This window comes from Hafnia alvei (assembly GCF_900095695.1).
In the GTDB taxonomy this organism is placed as follows: Bacteria; Pseudomonadota; Gammaproteobacteria; order Enterobacterales; family Enterobacteriaceae; genus Hafnia; species Hafnia alvei_B.
In genome coordinates this window covers 68,654-87,950 of record NZ_FMIQ01000073.1, presented here as the reverse complement: position 1 = coordinate 87,950, position 19,297 = coordinate 68,654, and the positions used below count along the sequence as shown (strand labels likewise).

The window sequence follows — 19,297 nt, the reverse complement described above, 5'->3', positions numbered from 1 at the left end:
GCCGACCGGTTTCGGAGCGTACATCCTGTACGCCCTCAGCCTGCCACCAGCATCCCTGCTGGTGGCTCTAAAATTCATTTCATCTTACAGAGAAAGACAAAAGGTATTTTTGTCTTGGTAGAGAGAGCCGCCGGTACAGGGATGTACCGGCGGAGTTTGGGGCGCCCTGGATGGGCGATACCAAACCGGAGCGGAGATGGCGTCTCGGATAAAAGCGCGAGGATTGAAGGGGCGCGCGCTGGCGCCCCTCATCGATCGCCGACCTCAGTGGTTACATGGAAACACTGCTGCTAGTGGGCGAGCTAAATTTGATTCTCATCCAACATAAGTCTGGCGAACCTTACACCTGATCTTACATATTATTTTTAGATAAAAACCTTACTTCAACGTTATCCACTCGGGATGCATTTCCCCGTTCGGCCAATATTCACGGCAGCGCGCGATCCACGCTTGAGCGCTGTGCGACAAATATCGCCCCTCACACCAAATCAAACCCAGCTCCCACATCAGTTTTGGCTCTAATGGCAGCCAAAGTAGGGTCTTTGGATCGAGCCGTTGGCAGATAGGCTCTGGCAAAATTGCGACGCCTACGCCAGCCTGAACCATGGCGGCGAGAAAGTCCCACTGCCCGCTGCGAACCGCAATCTGTGGCGTCACGTTATGAACCGCAAAGGCCTGCATTAGCTGTTTATAGAGCGCGAAATCCTCGTTGTAGATCAGGATATTCTGCTCAGCGAGTTCGGGCATAGCGATGCTGGTGCGCGATAGCCACTCTTCGGTGCGAGGGACTAAAACGCACAGCGGATGGCTGAACAGCGGTAGCGATGCGATGGCGGCATCGGTATCTCCTGAAAGCGCCGTTAAGGCGAGATCGAGTTCACCCGATAACACGGCCTGTTCAACGGTAAGCCCGCCAAATTCGGAAATAATCAGCTCGATTCCTGGATAGTTATGGCGAAATTCATTAATTAATCCGGCCATTTGGGTACCGACCATCGGTGGAATACCTAACTTAAGCTGGCCGCGTTTCACCGTGCTGATATCTTCTAGCTCTGATCTTAATTGGCTAAATTGATCCAGTATGGTTAGGCCGCGTTGATAAACTGCTTGCCCACTGTCGGTAAGATGTAAACGGCGTCCTTCACGGATGAGCAGCGTGCATCCCAGCTCATCTTCCAGATGGCGGAGCATTTTGCTGATGGTTGGCTGGGTAACAAACAGTTTTTCCGCCGCGCGGGTAAAGCTTTGTTGGCGTACCACTTCTACAAAATAGCGCAGCGTTCTGACATCCATGGTGTCTCCATAAGAGCGTTTTGTTGATGGGATAACAAAGTATGCCAATTTGGCATAATGGCAATAATATTAATTCATTTTATGCAGGTATTGTTTACTGCCTATACTGTGCGCTCATTCACACTTTTCTCATTCTGAGGTTACCATGTCTCTGGCGTTGCGCTCTTGCGCACCGTTCGTCCTAAGCCGTTTACAGGTGCCTGTTCAGGTCGCTTTGTATGCTGCATTGTTTTTAGCTGCACAATGGGTGGTGGTTCAATTCCACCTTCCTCTTCCCGCCAATATCGTGGGTATGTTGATGCTGCTGGCGATGATCGTTTTACGCGTTTTGCCCATCAAGTGGGTAAAGGCGGGTTCGCGTTGGTTATTGGCTGAAATGTTGCTGTTTTTTGTTCCTGCCGTGGTTGCGGTGGTGAATTACGCTTCGTTATTAATGGTAGAAGGTTGGCGGATTTTTGCCGTGATTGCAGTCAGTACCTCATTGACGCTCGGTTTGACGGCGCTGGTGGTAGATCGGGTTTATCGTTTTGAAATTTACCTACAGCGTAAAAAGCAATCGGCCGCCTATAAGCGAGATCGCGCATGAGTAGTTTAAGTATCAGTGTGCTTTGTCTGTTGATGACGCTAGCGCTCTATTTTGCCAATAAGAAAATATACCGTCGTATTCATACCATTTGGATGATGCCGCTGGTTTTGACACCGCTGATTTTAGTGCTGTTTTTGGTAGTCACACATGTTTCCTATCAGGATTATATGGGAGAGAGCCATTGGCTGCTTTGGCTATTGGGCCCTGCCACTATCGCGTTTGCGGTACCGGTTTATGAAAACATGGCTGTGATTCGCCGCCACTGGATGTCGTTAAGCGCAGGCGTTATTACGGCAACGGTCGTGGCGGTGAGTAGTTCAGTTTGGTTGGCTCGGCTGTTAACGTTGCCAGAGGAAGTACAGCGCAGCTTGGCTGTGCGTTCAATCACCACGCCATTTGCGTTGGAAGCGGCTAAGCAACTGGGCGGGCAACCTGATTTGGTCGCGCTGTTTGTGGTGATCACCGGCGTTTTCGGCATGGGCGTTGGCGATATTTTATTCCTACGTTTGGCGGTGCGCAGCGGTATGGCGAAAGGGGCAGGATTGGGGGCCTCGTCGCATGGCGCAGGAACCGCGAAAGCCTATGAGATAGGACAGACCGAAGGCGTGGTTTCAAGTTTGGTTATGATGTTAGCGGGGGTGGTTACCGTGGTTTTGGCCCCGCTGATCGGCCATGTGATGTGGTCATGAATTTTAATAATAAGCCTGTATAAAACAGCGCTATAGCTGCAAGAGTTTGCCTCTGCCTAGCACCCGCACGGCAGAGGTTTTTTTTGCCCTATTTTCAGCGCTGCTATTGGAACATTTTTTCCAAATACTGGCTGAGACGCGCGCGTGAAGTGAATCCGTGTGGAATACCAACGAATGCGGTATCTACCGCATGGGGATCCTGAGGGAAACGCGTATAGGCTACGCTGCTGCGTAGTGGCTCTGCGGGATGCGCAAATTTCAGACTTTTCTGCCCGAGCGCAGGGTGGATAACCAGTGCGGTTCGGCCCATTCTGGCCTCACGGTTAACATAGACATAGTGATCGCCTTTATGAAAACCATAAGCTTTATCGGTCACGTGATCTCTAATAAACCCAGTTCGTTCAAGTACCTGTGCGACTTCGTCAGGGCGTAAATACATGCTGACTCTCCCATTGTTCTCTCTTATAGGCACAGACCATAGCGGATTGAAAATGTGGGACAACCGGACTTTTCTGGAAGAGAGATCCCGCATGGCGCTCTGCGCAATGAGAATGATTAGCCCTGTTATGTGAAGCGTGGCAAGAACATAAGTCTGATACCTATCTACACTAAGCCTCGTAAATTCCATTCGGTAACCCTTCAATTTGTATAAGGAAACGGGCAAATGAAAAAAACAACTAAGGGCTTTTTCTCATTGAGCGCATTGGCGTTATTTATTCCGCTGGCGGCTCAGTCTGCGGATGTTTCTTCCGCTGCGCCTGAAGGTTACCAGCTAGAACAGGTTCTGATTTTCAGCCGTCATGGTATCCGTGCGCCGCTGGTGGGATATGGCGATATTTTGGCAGAATCGACGCCACATCAATGGCCAGTATGGAAAACGGAAGGAGGATTGCTGACGCCTAAAGGGGCCGAAGTGGAAACACTCTTTGGCCAATATATGCGTGATTGGCTCGCCCAAACCGGTATTTTGCCTGCGGGCGCTTGCCCAACCGACGGTGCCGTATTTGTTTATGCTAATAGCCTGCCTCGCACCATTGATACCGCGAAAAGCTTTGTTAGCGGGGCATTTCCCGAGTGTTCACTCAAAGTGAATCATCAGGCCAAAATTGGCACTATGGACCCGACGTTTAACCCAATAATCACTGCTAAAGTCACGGATGAGTTTAAACAAAAAGCTATCGAGTCGATTAACCAACATGCGGGACAGGGCGGGATAGAAGGCCTTAACGAACGCCTGAAACCTAACTATGCGGTACTTCAGCAGGTAATGGACTACGGACAATCGAAGGTCTGCACCGAGAAGAAAACCTGCTCGTTGGCTGAACAGCCAAATACGATCAATATCGTTCAGGATAAAGAGCCCGGTATTACGGGTCCGCTACGCGTAGGAACCGGCGCATCTGATGGATTTATGCTGCAGTATTACGAAGGATATCCGCTGAAAGAGGTGGCTTGGGGACAAATTACCGATGAAAAACAGTGGCAGCAGTTGGAGGAGATAAAGAATCTTTATCATGAAACCCTGTTTGGTTCCTCGGCGGTAGCCCAAAATGCGGCGGCACCTTTGATGCGTTTCGTTAGCGCAACGCTGGTGGGAACGCCAGATAACAATGTGCTGGCGGCAGACGCCCATAAAGCGAAGGTTGCGGTGCTGGTGGGGCATGATTCCAACATCGCGTCTTTGCTAGCCGCCATGAAAACAGCCGATTATGAACTGCCTAAGCAGTATGAGAAAACCCCGATCAGCGGGAAAATTGTTTTCCAACGTTGGCATGATAAAAACCACAATCGGGATTTGATGAAGATTGAATACGTATATCAGTCAACCGATCAAATCCGCAATGCTACGCCGTTATCATTATCATCACCGGCCCAGCGTGTGATTTTACAAATCGATGGCTGTAAAATTGATGCTAACGGTTTCTGCCCAATGGATGATTTTAAAACCGCGATAGCGAAAGATATTCAAGGACAGTAAAGATAATCTGCCTGAGCACCGTGCATATTTTTCGTGCTCAGGCATTAAGCTTGTTTAGGAGCGCATTTATGCTCTCGAATCTGAGATACTTTGTCATCTCTATGATGTTCTGATACTTTGTCACGATAACTTGTTACTGGATACTCGTATGTTTACCCATATCGCCTTATCGACGCTGAATGGCTTGGAATTGATGGTATATAACTATGTCATCAAAAATAAAGATAAGGTGATGTATATGACTATCCGTGAGTTAGCGGATGAAGCGGATGTTTCCACCACCACCATATTACGCTTTTGCAAGAAAATGAATTGCAGCGGTTATTCTGAGTTTCGTATTCGTTTTAAGCTTTATCTTGAACAAGAAGAAAAATTATTATTGACCTCCGGGGCGAGTGAAATAATGAGCTTCTTTAAAAGTATTCATAATGATGAGTTTGAAGCACTTATTACGCGCACGGCGGAACAAATTGCTGAGGCGGAAAGAATAATATTTGTCGGTGCCGGCACGTCGGGCACGTTAGGGAAATATGGCGCACGTTTTTTCTCTAACGTCGGTAAGTTTAGTAATTATATTGACGATCCCTATTATCCTATTAGCACGGATATGTATAAAAATGCGATTGCGATTATTTTATCTGTTTCTGGTGAAACGCCGGAAATATTAAAGTTGGCAAGTCAGTTTAGCCTGCATCACTGTAAAATTATCAGCATTACCAACAGCGAAACCTCTTCTTTAGCGCGCATGGCGGACTTCAATCTTTCCTATCACATGCCACAAATCCTGATCGCCAGTGAATATAATATCACCACTCAGGTTCCTGTTATTTATATGCTAGAGGCAATAGGAAAGAAATTAGCAAAGAATATCTCTAGTTAATAATTGAGACATTGATCTATTAAAAAACAACGTGTTTCTTTAACGTGACAAATCACATTTGTGTTTTTTTGTTATATCGTGACATTACTTAATTCTTTGCTACTATCCGAATTATAAATCATGAATATTCCCCTGCCGTTTATTAAAAGGGGTTTCTGTTCCTACAGAAGGACTCATTCTATGGCAATTAATTATGCGGACTCGGCCAAGGAAATTGTAAAATTAATTGGTAGCGATAATAATGTGATTAATGTCACACATTGTGCAACGCGTTTACGATTTGTATTAAAAGATACTTCTCAAGTAGATAAAGAAACCCTTAAGCGTGTTAAAGGCGTTATTACGGTTATTGAGTCTAGCGGGCAATTACAGGTAGTGATTGGTAACCATGTGGGTGATGCCTACCGAGAAGTGCTAAAGCTGATTCAGGTGGATGAAAATGCCGCCGTCAGCGCACCTAACGTCGGTATTGTTAGCCGTCTGATGGATATCATTTCCAGCATTTTTGCGCCTTTTCTCTACCCGCTTGCCGCATGTGGTGTTCTGCAGGGGCTGATTTCGCTGTTTGCCGTTTTAGGCTGGATGGATCCTGCCAGCGGAACCTATCGCATCTTGAACTTCGTTTCATGGACCGGGTTTACTTTCCTGCCTGTGATGGTGGCTTTTACCGCCGCGAAGAAATTTAACGTTAACCCATTTACTGCCGTTATTGCCGCCTGTGCGCTGGTTTGTCCTGACTACATGAGCATGCTGACAGCCAACAAGATCCTGCTGGTGAATTCTGCCGATCCGGCAATGCAGGAACTGATGAAAGAAGCGGTGAGTAATCCACAGATTGCCCGTGTTTTAACCGAAGTCGTAGGTATTCCGCTTAGCGCAGATCCACTGACGTTTTTAGGCATGCCGGTGCAGTATTTGAGTTACACCTCGGCGGTTATTCCGATCATTTTGATGGTGTGGATGATGTCGTACGTGCAGCGTTTCTTTGAACGTATTCTGCCGCTGGTGATCCGCAATCTGTTCACGCCGATGTTCTGTTTGGCGATTATTGTTCCTCTGACACTGCTGGTATTTGGCCCGATTGGCAACATGATTGGCGGCGCCATCGGCGGGGTTTACAACACGCTTTATCATCTCAGTCCTGTGGTAGCCGGTTTTGTGGTTGGCGCACTGTGGACACCGTTAGTCACCTTAGGCGTGCACTGGGGGATTACTCCGGTCACCGTCGGCAACTACGCTACCTTGGGCTACGACACCTTTACCGGTCTGCAAGCCTCAGCCGTGTTTGCCATGGCGGGCGCAGTTCTGGGCGTTTACCTGAAATCTAAAGATGCCGAGATGAAGCGCGTTGCGCTGTCTGCGGGGATGACGGGTCTGTTCGGGATTACTGAGCCTGCAATTTATGGTGTGGCACTGCGTTTAAAACGTCCCATGGTGTGTGCTTGCATGGCGGGTGCGGTCGGAGGCGCCATTGCCGGTTCCTTCAATGCGGTATCGTGGAGCTACTGTATCCCTGGGATCGCGGTGCTGCCGGTGTTCTTCAAAGAAGGGCATCTGCCTCAGTTCCTCGGTTTCGTCCTGTCGATAAGCGTGGCCTTTGTCCTCGGTGCCGTATTTACCTGGTTTGCCGGATTTAAAGAAGAAATTCCAGCAGCAGTGACAGATACCAAAGCAGCGGCGCAGCCTGAAGTCGCTTGATTACGTAACAAAATTCATTAAAGAAGAGAGCAACAGCATGAAACAACAACGGTTACCGGATGATTTTCTGTGGGGCGGCGCGGTTGCGGCTCATCAGGTTGAAGGCGGCTGGGATCAGGGCGGCAAAGGACCAAGCATCGTTGATGTTTTATCCAGCGGCAAGCATGGCGTCGATCGCGTGATCACCGATGGTATCCAAGACGGCTACCTTTATGCTAACCACGACGCGGTTGATTTTTATCATCGCTACAAAGGTGATATCGCGCTGTTTGCTGAGATGGGCTTTAAATGTTTTCGTACCTCAATTGCGTGGTCGCGAATCTTCCCCAACGGGGATGAAGTAGAACCGAATGAAGCGGGGCTACAGTTTTACGATGACATGTTCGATGAGCTGCTGAAATATGGTATTGAGCCAGTAATTACGCTGTCGCATTTCGAAATGCCGTGGCATTTAGTTAAAGAATACGGCGGTTGGAAAAATCGCAAAGTCGTTGATTTCTTTGTCCACTTTAGCGAAGTAGTGATCAAGCGTTACCAGCATAAAGTGAAATACTGGATGACGTTCAACGAGATCAATAACCAGCGTAACTGGAAAACACCGCTGTTTGGTTATTGCTGCTCTGGTGTGATTTACACCAATGAGCCTAACCCCGAAGAGTGCATGTATCAGGTACTACATCACCAGTTCGTTGCCAGCGCACAGGTGGTGAAGTTAGGGCATGATATTAATCCTGCGCTACAAATCGGCTGTATGATTGCCATGGTGCCGCTCTATCCGTACTCGTGCCATCCTGATGATGTGATGTATGCGCAGGAAGCGATGCGTGAGCGTTTCCTGTTTGGCGATGTGCATATGCGTGGCTATTACCCTTCGTACATTCTTAAAGAGTGGGAACGCAAAGGGTATCACATTGAAATGCAACCGAATGACAAACAGATTCTGTTAGATGGATGCGCGGATTACATCGGCCTGAGTTACTACATGAGCAATGCGGTGCAGGCAAACTCGGCGGGAACAGGAACGGCGCTGGCGGGCTTTGAGGGATCGGTACCGAATCCGCATGTGAAAGCGTCAGAGTGGGGATGGCAGATCGATCCTGTTGGCCTGCGTTACACGCTGAACATTTTGTATGAGCGCTACCAGAAACCGCTGTTTATCGTTGAGAACGGGTTTGGTGCGGTAGACAAAGCCGGTGCCGATGGGCAAATTCACGATGATTATCGTATCGCGTATTTAAAATCCCACATCGAACAGATGAAAAAAGCGGTAATCGACGACGGCGTTGAGCTGATGGGGTACACCCCGTGGGGCTGCATCGATTGCGTTTCTTTCACGACCGGCCAATACAGTAAGCGCTATGGCTTTATCTACGTTGATAAACATGATGACGGCACCGGCACACAAGAGCGTGCTAAAAAGCAAAGTTTCGATTGGTATAAGCAAGTGATTAAGAGCAATGGTGAGACGCTGTAGCGGTTTGATTTAAATAAAAAAACAAAAAAGCCATCTGCAAATAGCCGATGGCTTTTTTATGTCTTCAAATCAGACGATTTTATTTTTTGCTGAGTGAATTGAAGATGGTGAACTGCTTGCACACATAGGTTTGACCACCCATTGTCAGATTGTATAAGTCATTGCCCGGTGTGCCCGGATAGCCCATTTTGATGCCGAAATTGATGGTGGTATTCGATGGATCTGGCGTGAACTGTTTGGTTTTCTCATCGTAATTAGACAGCACATACTGCACTTTCTCGCTCTCGTCGTCAGTACGATTCCCGTAATAAATCTGCGATGCCTTGCTGATAGGATCGGTAATTTGCAACACCATCACATTCTCGTTGCTGATGGCGCTGGAGAGCACTTTAAACCCGCCGCAGGTGGTATAGCCTACCGCATGATAGTTGCCGATCATCGGCTGCGCTGGCGTTGCAGCCAAGCTGGCGAACGGTGAGAGAACGAATAAGGCTAACAGTGTTTTCTTCATGAAATTGTTCTCAATGGTTAAAAATTAAACTATTCAGCGTGTTAAGCTAATTCGCTTTTATTTGGTCAGTATTTGGACAGCAGTAACTTGGACAACAGATTCTATAAAATCTTCGATATCTGTCCAATTTGCACTGCAAGAATTTATGTCTAGAGGCCGGGGATTGGGAAGCTTTTCTTGCATGAAAAAAAATTTAATCATATTAAAACATTATTATTCAAATGATTACGAAATATTTTTTTGTGTACCAGTGCTCTCTGATTCAGAAAAATATAGTAACACTTTGTAGACTAAATGGTGACTAGGCCTAGCTGTAATGTAGGCTGAATAGAAGCGTAATTATGCAAGCGAAAGCGTAACAATCTAGAGGTTTATTGTAGAATTGCCTGAATCTGGACGTTTGTAGCTCCATTTTAGTAACAAGCTCTGGCTATCTAAGGTCAGTAATGCATCTCCATCTCAAATAACTATTGGAAAAATTCCAATTATTTACCTGTATTGTTATAGGATTGGGTAGTCTCTGGCTTGTTCAATTGAGTTGTTAGTGTGGTGCGCTCCACTCAACGTGAATCCTATTACTTGGATACGTACAATTTCTTTAACTTGAAAGGAATGTTGTCTATTTTCCTCATAGGCATATGAAATGCATTGGTTTTTTTAATTATAAAATTCAGAAGGATAGGCGGAAAAATGTTTTTGCATAAATTTTAAGTTCAAAAATAATACAGTGTTATAGCATAGCTATGTTGTGCTTTTAGTTAGTAATTCAATAAGCCTACAACGCAGCAGGGTGGTAGCTGCAATATGGGTGATTACAGTATGCATTTAGACCCTACATCGAGATCAAGCATACTGGAAATACTACCGAATATTCAGTTTATGCAAAAATTGCCAACTAGTTATAATGGTATAAAAATTAAACAATATAAAAATATCATTATGCTCCAACTATGTTACTGATAAATGAGAATCTTCTGTGACTATATTTTTTTGATGAGTATATTGTTTGTCAAAATGTGATTGTCATCAGCTAAATGGATATACATATGTTGTGAAGATTCCTGTTAGGAATAGTAAATATTGTGCCATCCAATAAAAATTTAAAATGTGCTAATTTTTAATTTTTATTAATATATGTGATCTAATTCACTGTTCTTGATGTCAATTTTATGGTTGGCCAAGGACATTTTATAGTTATCTAGCAGCAGATTGTATTATAGGGTGATTTTCTAGGTATATTTTTATAACCAAAAAATAAATAAAAAGTTTATCTATCTAATCTAGAAGAACAGATAATTTTCATATATTGTTATTGTAAATATAAATTATTCTAAGGTCGTGGAGCCATGGAAATGTTAGAGCAATTAAATAGTTTGGCAGTGAAAATTAGACAACAATCTTCTGTCATTCAAACTGAAGAAGCGACGAAGAACGCATTTGTGATGCCATTTATTAACAAAGTACTTGGTTATGATGTATTTGATCCAACTGAAGTAACACCCGAATTCATCTGTGATGTGGGTACTAAAAAAGGGGAGAAAATTGATTACGCGATCCTAAAAGGAGGCGAAATTCAAATGCTTGTTGAGTGTAAGAAGATTGGTGAGCCTCTCAATGTCAATCATGCATCACAGTTATTTCGCTACTTTCATGTAACAAATGCTAGGATCTCCATCCTCACCAATGGGCAGATGTATAAATTTTTTACAGATCTAGATGCTCCAAATAAGATGGATGAGAAACCATTCTTAGAATTAGACTTACTTGATATTGACGAGAATGTTGTTCCTGAAATAGTTAAACTAACTAAATCAGCTTTTGATGTAGAGTCGATAGTTAATGCTGCTGGTGAATTAAAATATATAACTCAAATTAAGAAAATATTCTCTTCTCAGTTTAGTAATCCAGAAGAGGACTTTGTGAAGCTTTTTGCTTCTAGAGTATATGAAGGAATGATCACTCAAAAAGTTCGTGAACTATTTACTGATTTGACTAAAAAAGCTGCGAACCAATGGTTAAATGATCAAGTTAATGAAAGGCTTAAGTCGGCAATGAGCAGTGGGACTGTAGCTCCAATTACGCCGTCTACAGGGACTACTGTTAGTAGTATTGAATTACAACCAATAGAAGATGATAGTAGCATTAATAAAGAGGAACTAGTAACGACTGAAGATGAACTCGAAGGGTTCCATATTGTTAAATCTATTGTCAGAACTGTAGTTGATCCGTCTAGAATAACACACCGTGATACTAAAAGTTACTTTGGTATATTACTTGATGATAATAATCGTAAACCAATTTGCCGATTGCATTTTAACCGAAGTCAAATGTATATAGGTTTATTTGATACGGATAAGAATGAAACAAGATATGCAATTGATAACTTAGATGATATTTATCAATACTCTGAGCAGATGAAAATAACTGCTCTTAATTATAATTAAGAGCGTAAATTTTATTAAAAGGCGTTCTCAATATAGAGAGCGCCTATATAACTTAACCAATTCAATTAGTCCTGCATCAGAGCACTCCGACCGCCGTCCATCACAATGGTGGTGCCTGCGATAAACCCAGCGGCGGGGCTGGATAAGAACAGGCATAATTCGCCCACTTCTTCAGACGTTCCAATACGGCCAACAGGATGTTTGGCGATCGTTTCCTGCCGCGCTTTTTCTCCGTCGCCGTGTGAGTCAAACCAAACCTGATTTCCCGCAGTATCAATAAAGCCTGGCGCGATCCCTACGCTGCGAATGGCCGGGCCCCATTCAATGGTGAGGCTTTGTACCAGCGAGAGTAACGCGCGCTTAGTGATGTTGTAAGGCGCACAGCCCGGCATGGTTGAAAAGGCGTGGTTTGAGGTCATCACCAGAATAACGCCCTGCGACTTCTCTAACATCCCACGGCAGCACTTCGCCATATACCAGTGTGAACGTAGGTTAAGATCGAGATTGTGGTGCCAATCTTCCAGTTCACAATCAATGCCTTTGAAGACGTTTTTACCCGCGTTGGAAACCAGTACGTCAAGACGACCAAAACGAAGCTCAACGGCGGCAAAAAATTCGCTGATACTATCGGTGCGGGTGATATCAACCGAGTAGTAGCAAAAATGCTCGGGATAGTGCTCTAAGAGCGCTTTGGCATGAGGGGCTTTTTCCAATGAAGAAAAAGCACAGCCAATGACGATATCGCCGTTTTTTAAGAATGATTGCGCGATGGCGTGGCCGATGCCTTGGCTGGCTCCGGTCACCATGACAACACGCGGCTGCTGGGCTGGTGTAGACATAAATACTCCGTAAGCTTAAAGAGCAAATGTTGAAATGAAACTGTCGATCATCAGACGATCTTGCTCTGTCAGTGACCAACCAGGGTGGCGACAGTAATCACTGGCGATGATCCCCCGGCGCTGTAGGATCGTTTTCTCCACCTGAATGATGTATTCGCAGTGCGTCATCCAGCGCTGGATCCACGGCAATAGTTGCTGATGTAATTCCTGCGCGGCGGCTTTTTCCCCTTGCTGCCAGCGTTGATAAATCTGCACATAAATTTCACTAAAGGAGCAACCCGGCATCACGCCTTTGCCTCCTGCCTCGAGCATTTGCAGCATATAAAGCCCTGCATAACCGTTGAGAACGCAGGCCTGCGGTGCCTGTTGTAAAAATTCGCGGGTGTAATCCACCGGCGGATTGCATTCAATTTTAAATACCGCGTGTGGATAGCGAGTGGCAACGTCGGCTAATTGTTCGGGCGTGATAGCCAGCCCGGTTTCGCCCGGCGCGTATTGCACCATAACCGGAATGTTGACCGCTTCTAGCACTGAGAAAATATGATGTGAAATCGCTTCAGGGCTCGGTTGTAGAAAGAATGGCGGTAACAACATTAAGGCCTCTGCCCCCCGCTTTTGATAGTCGCGGGCGCGCTTTACGGCAACCTCAGTGCTGTGGTCAGTGACCGAAATAGCGCGAAAAATGCCGCTGCCACGAAGGTCAGATAAAAACTGATTGGAAAGCAGCAAGCGCTCGTTGTCATCCAGTTTAGGAAACTCACTGGCGATGCCAAATAGGGTTAATCCTTGAATTCCCGTTGCTGCCAGATGTTCTAACATGCGGCTAAAGCTTGAGTAATCAGGCTCGCCCTGTGGCGTGAAGGGCATGGCTGCAATTGGATTGACGCCATAGATATCAGTTGGTTGATACATGATTACTTACTCCTCATCTCGGTCTGCAAGCACGGCACCTTGTGCCGCAGGTAGCGCCCAGCGGCGGTATAAACGCAGGAATCCGCGTGGTACCTGTTTTTCAATCGGTATCCAATGTTGACGGCGTTTTGCCAACGTGGCTTGGTCAACGTTCAACGTGAGCTCGCGGGTCGGAATATCGATGGTGATGCTGTCACCATTCTCCACCAGCGCCAGATCGCCACCGTCACTGGCCTCAGGTGAAATGTGGCCGACAAACAGCCCACGGTTGGAACCTGAGAATCGGCCATCGGTGATCAGCGCGCAGCTGTCAGAAAGCCCCATGCCCTCTAGATATTTCATAGGCTTATACATTTCTGGCATACCTGGCCCGCCTTTAGGCCCTTCATAGCGCAGAACTAGCACGCTGCCAGAAGCGATCTCGCCGGAAAGAATGGCATCAACTGATTCCTGTTCGCTGTTGAACACCGCCGCAGGGCCGGTGAAGGTCATTAGGTGTTCAGGTACAGCCGCTGGTTTAACGACGCAGCCGAGCGGCGATAAGTTGCCATGCAAGACTGCCACGCCAGCCTCATTACGTACCGGAATGGCCAATGTGTGAATGACTTCGGGGCGATGACTGGCGGAAACCTGAGCCAGCCATTCCCCTTTGGTTTGTCCATTCACGGTGAGCGCGTTGAGATCCATCAGCGACGCGATCTCTTTTTCAACCGCAGCGACGCCGCCCGCCTCCCAGAAATCGATCATGTCGTATTCTGATGCTGGGTAGAGCGACGCGACGAGAGGAACCTGATGGCTTAACTTATCGAAGTCGGAGAGGGGGAGATGGCCGTATTCTCCCTCGTAGTGGATGGCCTGCAAATGCAGGATCGCGTTGGTTGAACCGCCGGTTGCCAGCAGATAAATCATGGCGTTGCGGATTGACTGCGGCGTGATAATTTGCCGTGCATTGACACCGCGCTTGACTAAGTCAACGGCGGTTTGCCCCGTGCGGAAAGCGCATTCGCGGCGTGCCTGAGATATGGCGGGAAGCATGGCGCTGCCCGGCAAACTCATTCCCAAAACCTCTGAGATACTGCACATGGTATTGGCGGTGCCATACATGGTGCAGGAGCCCGGACCGGGTTCAGCGATGTCTTCGATATGTCGGAACTCGGCTGCGTCAATTTCGCCACGTTTTTTCCGGCCAATGGCCTCGGTAACGATATTGCCGTCCCAATGCTTGCCGTGATATTCCGCTGGATACATTGGACCGCCGTTAACCAAAATAGCCGGAATATCTAGGCGCGCTGCTGCCATGAGCATCGCGGGGACAATTTTGTCACAGGAACCGAGCAGCACCATGCCGTCAAAACGGTGGGCGCGCATCATCACTTCGATTGAGCTGGTAATGACTTCGCGGGCCGCAAGAATATAACGCATGCCCAAATGACCTTCGGCGATACCGTCGCAGGGCGCAATGGTGCCAAAGACCATGCCAACGCCGCCGGCTTCATCAATCCCCTTTAGCACTTCGGCGGTAAGATCATTGAGATTCGCATGACCAGCCGTAGCGTTGGTATAGCTGTTCACGACCGCAATCACCGGACGCCGTAACTGCTCATCCGTATGCCCCATTGATTTGTACAGCGCGCGCTTAAGCGCACCGTCATCACCGCTTAGTACTGGGTTAAAATGACCATCACCACAGGTGCCACAGTTTTTACATCCACTCATAAACTGCCTCTTTTCAATAACGATACAACGCCCACCGTGCTCTGCATTCAGGATCTGCCTGCATCACGGCGAGGATTAACCAGCTTGGCTGGTAACAAAAACATTAGGGGGGCGCACAGCAATAGAAATGCGGCGAGGATATACAGCCCAACGTTGGTGCTGCCGGTGTTGTCTTTAAGCCAACCAAGAACCGTTGGGCCAAAGAATCCGGCCAGATTACCCACCGAGTTAACTAATGCGATGCCCGCAGCGGCAGCGGTGCCAGACAGCAACGTACCGGGAAGGCTGATATAGGTTGGGATCAGCGCCAACGTGCCGGACATCGCCAGACATATCCACGCCATCATCCATACGGTTGAGCCGCTGCAATATGCGCTGAGCGTAAGCCCCACTGCGCCCAGTACCGCAGGAATGGCAATATGCCAGCGCCGCTCGCAGTGCAGATCGGAGTGACGGCTGTTCCACACCATGAAAATGGCACCAAAGACATAGGGCAGAGCGGCGAGTAAGCCGATATGGAAATCGTCACTCACACCGGAGCTTTTAATGATTGAAGGGAGCCAGAAATTGATGCCGTAGTAGCCAATATTGAAGCTGAAAAAAATCAGCGCCAACAGCCAAACGTAGCCATTACGAAACATCATTTTCAGGCTTTGTGGTGGCTTGCCGGCGTTCGCTTTCAGATTGCGTTGACGGTCGGTTTCAAGATCGTCGCTGACGACCTGTTTTTCGTCATCGCTAAGCCAACTGGCCGATTTCACGTCGTTGTCGAGATAGCGTAATACCACGAAGGCCAACAAGAATGAGGGGATTGCTTCGACCACAAACAGCCATTGCCAGTTATGCAGGCCTTCAACGCCTTCAAACGCTTTTAGAATAAAACCAGACAGCGGGCTACCGATGATGGTGGATAGCGGTGTGACGAGAATAAACAGCCCCAGCGTGCGAGCTGAGCGCCATGACGGAAACCATAGCGTGAGATAAAACACGATGCCGGGGAAGAATCTTGCTTCTGCCACACCGAGCAAAAAGCGAAGCACGTAGAACTGAGTGGGGGTTTTTACGAAGATCATCAATGCAGAGAGAATGGCCCAACTGATCATGATCCGCGCGATCCAAAAACGCGGGCCAAAACGCTGCATCAGCAGATTGCTCGGTAGCTCAAACAGAAAGTAGCCGATAAAGAAGATCCCCGCGCCAACGCCGTACACGGTATCGCTGAAGTTGAGTGCGTCCTGCATATGCAGTTTGGCAAAGCCGACGCTCACGCGATCTAAATAAGCGAAGAAGTAGCACAGGATTAAAAAGGGGATGAGGCGGCGGGTTATTTTGTTATATACCGCGGCGATCCTTTTTTCATTTTCAGAGGTATTACTGATGTCCAAAGCTGTCATGGGTGACCTCGACGAAACAAAAATAATCGTGAATTAAACAATAATCGTGAGTTAGAGCGCGCTGCCGATGCTTCTCAGCGGTGAGCCAGACATCAGTTTATTCTCGATGTTTTCCAACGAGATATTTTTAGTTTCAGGGACAAATAGCAGGGTAAGTACGATGCAGACCACGTTGAGTCCGGCATAGAGCCAAAACGTGCCCGCGCTACCGATGGTGTCGATGAGGGTGAGGAAAGTGGCGCCAATGATCATATTGGCGATCCAGTTGGCCATGGTGGAGCAGGTGACACCAAAATCACGGCCTGCCAGCGGTTGGATCTCGGAGCAGAGTACCCAGATAAGCGGGCCTGCGCTCATGGCGAAGCCGACGATAAAGATCAGTAATAGCGTCACGGCGGTATATTGCTCTGTGGCGCTGGTGATGCCGACAAAGAACATATAGCCCATAGATGCCATGCAGATCGCCAGTGACAAACAAAACCACCGCGCCGAGCCTGCCAGCAAAAGTCTGGAAAGTTCTTTCTGGCTGGCCTGCTTACCAATGTCATTAGGGCAGAGTGTGCCAATGCGAAAGTTCACGCCAAACGTAGGAGAATTTAGGAGGCGCAATGGCTTACCCTTACCCCATCAAATTTTTATGCCAGCAAAATTAAAATCGCACCACGGCACGGTTACATTTGCCTGTGGGGTACTCCGTGGGGTACTCATAATAAAAAAGGCGCTAATCCAATCAAGGAAAAGCGCCTTTTTTCAATACGTTAACTGATTAGTATCAGTTCATGCCGTATTTTTTCAATTTCTTACGCAGAGTTCCGCGGTTAATTCCCATCATCAGCGCAGCGCGGGTTTGGTTACCGCGAGTGTACTGCATCACCATGTCTAACAGTGGCTGTTCTACTTCAGCCAGTACCAGCTCATACAGATCATTAACGTCCTGACCATTCAGTTGAGCAAAGTAGCCTTTCAGGGCTTGTTTAACCGAGTCACGCAGTGGCTTTTGAGTCACCTGGTCCTGGGAGTTTACGGTAGAAACGGTCAGTACGTCAGAATTTACGCGTTGTTCGAACATAGTTCTGTCAGCTCTTTTTTTACGCTAAGATTTTCGAAATATGCCTCCAACGCCTCCAGCTGTTCGCTGGCATCCTCTATGGCGTTGAATGTGCGCCGAAACTGGTCACATGGGGCGTGCTCTTGGAGATACCAAGATACGTGCTTGCGGGCAATGCGAAATCCCTTACCAGAACCGTAAAAATTATGCAGTTCTTGTACATGCCCTAATAACAAGTGCTTAACTTCCTCCAACGGCATGGGCGGAAGCAGCTCCCCTGTGTCCAGATAATGCTGGATTTCCCGGAAGATCCAGGGTCTCCCCTGAGCGGCACGTCCTATCATCAGAGCATCGGCTCCGGTGTAGTTGAGTACCTCTCTGGCTTTATGCGGGTCAGTTATGTCTCCATTCGCGATAATCGGGATGGAAACACTCTGCTTAACTGTCCGAATACTGTCGTACTCCGCCTCGCCGTTGAATAAGCAAGCACGTGTTCGGCCATGAATAGTCAGGGCCTGAATTCCGCAGCGTTCAGCCAATTGGGCAATCTCAACACAGTTACGGTGTTCTGGGCTCCAGCCCGTGCGAATTTTTAGCGTTACCGGTACATCCACAGCGTTAACCACCGCGCTGAGGATTTTTTCAACCAAGTCGGGATACTGCAAAAGCGCAGAACCCGCGAGTTTGCGGTTCACTTTTTTCGCTGGGCAACCCATATTGATATCAATGATCTGCGCGCCGCTATCAGCGTTGATTTTGGCAGCAGCAGCCATGTCATCAGGGTCACACCCGGCGATTTGCACGGCTCGGATCCCAGGTTCATCTAAATGCACCATACGCAGACGCGACTTATCTGTCTGCCACACTTCCGGATTGGAAGAGAGCATTTCAGAGACAGCCATCCCTGCACCCATTTCATAGCAAAGCGTTCGAAAAGGGCGATCGGTTATGCCGGCCATAGGCGCAGCAATAAGGCAATTTTTAAGTTCAATGTGTCCAATGCGCATAGACAAAGACTGACCATACTGTGTCCGCAAGGGCGCGTATATTACGCATTTTTGCTTGGATATGAAAGGCCAAACTTTGAACAATCCTCTGTTGTAGATCAATGAAATCGCGGGCTGAGGGCTGGTGTTTGATTATTTTTGTTGTTTAACATATGGTTATATTGCAATGGTTAAAAAATGCTCTTTTGTTTTTTACCTTTAGTATTCGTTGTTTTAACGTGTTTTTGGCTGCGCTAGCTAAACAAATTGCTGATTAAAGCAGCAATAATGGCGCTATAAATGGGATGCGTATCGCATTTTAGAGGATGATATGGACAGTGAAATCGCATTATTTTGGTCGAAAATAGTACAAGCACACCCAGATTTAGCTGGCCGTCCTTATCACGTTGAACAGTTTGGTTCGCCGGGTGAGTTAGCGCAGCAGCTTGCAGACCTTATCGTCAGCGGCGAAAAATATGCTACCTGCGGTGCTTTAGTCGAGTATCAGCACCAAGGAGGCACCATTCCTCACGTGGGTTACCTGACGATTGTGTTAGATGGGCGTGAAAAGCCCGTGGCAGCGATAGAAACCACGCAGGTATCTTTGCGTCGCTTTCGTGATGTAGACGCTGTAATAGCTGCGGCAGAGGGGGAAGGGGATAAGTCTTTGGCTTATTGGCGGCAGGCTCACCAGACATTTTTTGAAACGTCCCTCGAGGCAATAGGTAAAAACTTCACTGAGGATATGTGGCTGGTCTGCGAGTATTTCCGGTTATTGGGTATTGCTGAAACAAAAACAGCGCCTGAATAGGCGCTGTTTTTAACGGTGGTTCGTTGTGAACGTGGGAA

General features: G+C 47.3%; 17 protein-coding genes and 1 pseudogene. 8 read left to right on the top strand and 10 right to left on the bottom strand.

Annotation, left to right across the window (positions count from 1 at the left end):
• Positions 1 to 378 precede the first annotated feature (378 nt).
• Positions 379 to 1,293 (bottom strand): LysR family transcriptional regulator, encoded by a 915-nt coding sequence (locus tag BN1044_RS20380; protein WP_072310206.1) that lies wholly within the window; start codon positions 1,291 to 1,293, stop codon positions 379 to 381.
• A gap of 145 nt (positions 1,294 to 1,438) precedes the next feature.
• On the opposite strand from BN1044_RS20380, the gene BN1044_RS20375 reads away from it, so the two are divergent.
• Together BN1044_RS20375 and BN1044_RS20370 are read left to right on the top strand one after the other, a co-directional pair.
• Positions 1,439 to 1,879, top strand: a complete 441-nt coding sequence (locus BN1044_RS20375) for a CidA/LrgA family protein (RefSeq protein ID WP_072310205.1) — start codon at positions 1,439 to 1,441, stop codon at positions 1,877 to 1,879.
• On the top strand, positions 1,876 to 2,568 hold the full coding sequence (locus tag BN1044_RS20370; RefSeq protein WP_072310204.1) for an LrgB family protein: 693 nt from the start codon (positions 1,876 to 1,878) through the stop codon (positions 2,566 to 2,568). The genes BN1044_RS20375 and BN1044_RS20370 overlap by 4 nt, the downstream gene beginning before the upstream one ends.
• A gap of 103 nt (positions 2,569 to 2,671) precedes the next feature.
• Here the strand turns inward: BN1044_RS20370 and BN1044_RS20365 are convergent, their stop codons facing one another.
• A complete protein-coding gene (locus BN1044_RS20365) occupies positions 2,672 to 3,007 on the bottom strand; it encodes a DUF2002 family protein (RefSeq protein ID WP_072310203.1) in 336 nt (111 codons plus the stop codon).
• Between the two features lie 225 nt (positions 3,008 to 3,232).
• Between BN1044_RS20365 and agp the strand changes: the two genes are divergently transcribed.
• The 4 genes from agp to BN1044_RS20345 all read left to right on the top strand — a co-directional run bounded on the left by agp (position 3,233) and on the right by BN1044_RS20345 (position 8,598).
• Positions 3,233 to 4,546, top strand: coding sequence for a bifunctional glucose-1-phosphatase/inositol phosphatase (gene agp, locus BN1044_RS20360; RefSeq protein ID WP_072310202.1), 1,314 nt, complete (start codon positions 3,233 to 3,235; stop codon positions 4,544 to 4,546).
• A gap of 148 nt (positions 4,547 to 4,694) precedes the next feature.
• Positions 4,695 to 5,426, top strand: a complete 732-nt coding sequence (locus tag BN1044_RS20355; protein ID WP_072310201.1) for a MurR/RpiR family transcriptional regulator — start codon at positions 4,695 to 4,697, stop codon at positions 5,424 to 5,426.
• A 180-nt stretch (positions 5,427 to 5,606) separates the two neighbouring features.
• Positions 5,607 to 7,124 carry a PTS transporter subunit EIIC gene (locus tag BN1044_RS20350; RefSeq protein ID WP_072310200.1) on the top strand — a complete coding sequence of 506 codons (1,518 nt, stop codon included), beginning with the start codon at positions 5,607 to 5,609 and terminating at the stop codon, positions 7,122 to 7,124.
• A gap of 37 nt (positions 7,125 to 7,161) precedes the next feature.
• Entirely contained in the window at positions 7,162 to 8,598 is a 1,437-nt protein-coding gene (locus BN1044_RS20345; RefSeq protein ID WP_072310199.1) for a 6-phospho-beta-glucosidase, read from the top strand.
• Between the two features lie 79 nt (positions 8,599 to 8,677).
• Here the strand turns inward: BN1044_RS20345 and BN1044_RS20340 are convergent, their stop codons facing one another.
• Complete coding sequence (locus BN1044_RS20340; RefSeq protein ID WP_072310198.1) at positions 8,678 to 9,109, bottom strand: hypothetical protein; 432 nt, start codon at positions 9,107 to 9,109, stop codon at positions 8,678 to 8,680.
• Between the two features lie 1,346 nt (positions 9,110 to 10,455).
• Here BN1044_RS20340 and BN1044_RS20335 point away from each other — a divergent pair.
• The gene (locus BN1044_RS20335) at positions 10,456 to 11,553 is read left to right on the top strand and encodes a type I restriction endonuclease (RefSeq protein WP_072310197.1); all 1,098 of its coding nucleotides are present in this window, start codon (positions 10,456 to 10,458) and stop codon (positions 11,551 to 11,553) included.
• 65 nt (positions 11,554 to 11,618) lie between these two features.
• On the opposite strand, the gene BN1044_RS20330 is transcribed toward BN1044_RS20335, so the two are convergent.
• The 7 genes and pseudogenes from BN1044_RS20330 to dusB form a co-directional block, all read right to left on the bottom strand.
• Complete coding sequence (locus BN1044_RS20330; protein ID WP_072310196.1) at positions 11,619 to 12,392, bottom strand: SDR family NAD(P)-dependent oxidoreductase; 774 nt, start codon at positions 12,390 to 12,392, stop codon at positions 11,619 to 11,621.
• Between the two features lie 15 nt (positions 12,393 to 12,407).
• Complete coding sequence (locus tag BN1044_RS20325) at positions 12,408 to 13,304, bottom strand: dihydrodipicolinate synthase family protein (RefSeq protein ID WP_072310195.1); 897 nt, start codon at positions 13,302 to 13,304, stop codon at positions 12,408 to 12,410.
• A gap of 6 nt (positions 13,305 to 13,310) precedes the next feature.
• Positions 13,311 to 15,020: a dihydroxy-acid dehydratase gene (ilvD, locus tag BN1044_RS20320; RefSeq protein ID WP_072310194.1), complete on the bottom strand. Its 1,710-nt coding sequence runs from the start codon at positions 15,018 to 15,020 to the stop codon at positions 13,311 to 13,313.
• A 47-nt stretch (positions 15,021 to 15,067) separates the two neighbouring features.
• Positions 15,068 to 16,414 carry an MFS transporter gene (locus BN1044_RS20315; protein WP_072310193.1) on the bottom strand — a complete coding sequence of 449 codons (1,347 nt, stop codon included), beginning with the start codon at positions 16,412 to 16,414 and terminating at the stop codon, positions 15,068 to 15,070.
• 51 nt (positions 16,415 to 16,465) lie between these two features.
• Positions 16,466 to 16,882 (bottom strand): annotated as a pseudogene (locus BN1044_RS20310) (MFS transporter); the annotation flags it as partial.
• Between the two features lie 304 nt (positions 16,883 to 17,186).
• Positions 17,187 to 17,483, bottom strand: coding sequence for a DNA-binding transcriptional regulator Fis (fis, locus tag BN1044_RS20305; RefSeq protein WP_004097144.1), 297 nt, complete (start codon positions 17,481 to 17,483; stop codon positions 17,187 to 17,189).
• Entirely contained in the window at positions 17,465 to 18,469 is a 1,005-nt protein-coding gene (gene dusB, locus BN1044_RS20300) for a tRNA dihydrouridine synthase DusB (RefSeq protein ID WP_040045618.1), read from the bottom strand. Before dusB ends, fis begins: the two co-directional genes overlap by 19 nt.
• A 310-nt stretch (positions 18,470 to 18,779) precedes the next feature.
• Here dusB and BN1044_RS20295 point away from each other — a divergent pair, with 310 nt between their 5' ends.
• Entirely contained in the window at positions 18,780 to 19,259 is a 480-nt protein-coding gene (locus BN1044_RS20295; protein ID WP_072310192.1) for an ASCH domain-containing protein, read from the top strand.
• Positions 19,260 to 19,297: the final 38 nt, after the last annotated feature.

Excerpts from the sequence above, each read along its gene's own strand:
- BN1044_RS20380 (WP_072310206.1), bottom strand. The coding sequence starts at position 1,293 with ATGGATGTCAGAACGCTGCGCTATTTTGTAGAAGTGGTACGCCAACAA.
- BN1044_RS20375 (WP_072310205.1), top strand. The coding sequence starts at position 1,439 with ATGTCTCTGGCGTTGCGCTCTTGCGCACCGTTCGTCCTAAGCCGTTTA.
- BN1044_RS20370 (WP_072310204.1), top strand. The coding sequence starts at position 1,876 with ATGAGTAGTTTAAGTATCAGTGTGCTTTGTCTGTTGATGACGCTAGCG.
- BN1044_RS20365 (WP_072310203.1), bottom strand. The coding sequence starts at position 3,007 with ATGTATTTACGCCCTGACGAAGTCGCACAGGTACTTGAACGAACTGGG.
- agp (WP_072310202.1), top strand. The coding sequence starts at position 3,233 with ATGAAAAAAACAACTAAGGGCTTTTTCTCATTGAGCGCATTGGCGTTA.
- BN1044_RS20355 (WP_072310201.1), top strand. The coding sequence starts at position 4,695 with ATGTTTACCCATATCGCCTTATCGACGCTGAATGGCTTGGAATTGATG.
- BN1044_RS20350 (WP_072310200.1), top strand. The coding sequence starts at position 5,607 with ATGGCAATTAATTATGCGGACTCGGCCAAGGAAATTGTAAAATTAATT.
- BN1044_RS20345 (WP_072310199.1), top strand. The coding sequence starts at position 7,162 with ATGAAACAACAACGGTTACCGGATGATTTTCTGTGGGGCGGCGCGGTT.
- BN1044_RS20340 (WP_072310198.1), bottom strand. The coding sequence starts at position 9,109 with ATGAAGAAAACACTGTTAGCCTTATTCGTTCTCTCACCGTTCGCCAGC.
- BN1044_RS20335 (WP_072310197.1), top strand. The coding sequence starts at position 10,456 with ATGGAAATGTTAGAGCAATTAAATAGTTTGGCAGTGAAAATTAGACAA.
- BN1044_RS20330 (WP_072310196.1), bottom strand. The coding sequence starts at position 12,392 with ATGTCTACACCAGCCCAGCAGCCGCGTGTTGTCATGGTGACCGGAGCC.
- BN1044_RS20325 (WP_072310195.1), bottom strand. The coding sequence starts at position 13,304 with ATGTATCAACCAACTGATATCTATGGCGTCAATCCAATTGCAGCCATG.
- ilvD (WP_072310194.1), bottom strand. The coding sequence starts at position 15,020 with ATGAGTGGATGTAAAAACTGTGGCACCTGTGGTGATGGTCATTTTAAC.
- BN1044_RS20315 (WP_072310193.1), bottom strand. The coding sequence starts at position 16,414 with ATGACAGCTTTGGACATCAGTAATACCTCTGAAAATGAAAAAAGGATC.
- fis (WP_004097144.1), bottom strand. The coding sequence starts at position 17,483 with ATGTTCGAACAACGCGTAAATTCTGACGTACTGACCGTTTCTACCGTA.
- dusB (WP_040045618.1), bottom strand. The coding sequence starts at position 18,469 with ATGCGCATTGGACACATTGAACTTAAAAATTGCCTTATTGCTGCGCCT.
- BN1044_RS20295 (WP_072310192.1), top strand. The coding sequence starts at position 18,780 with ATGGACAGTGAAATCGCATTATTTTGGTCGAAAATAGTACAAGCACAC.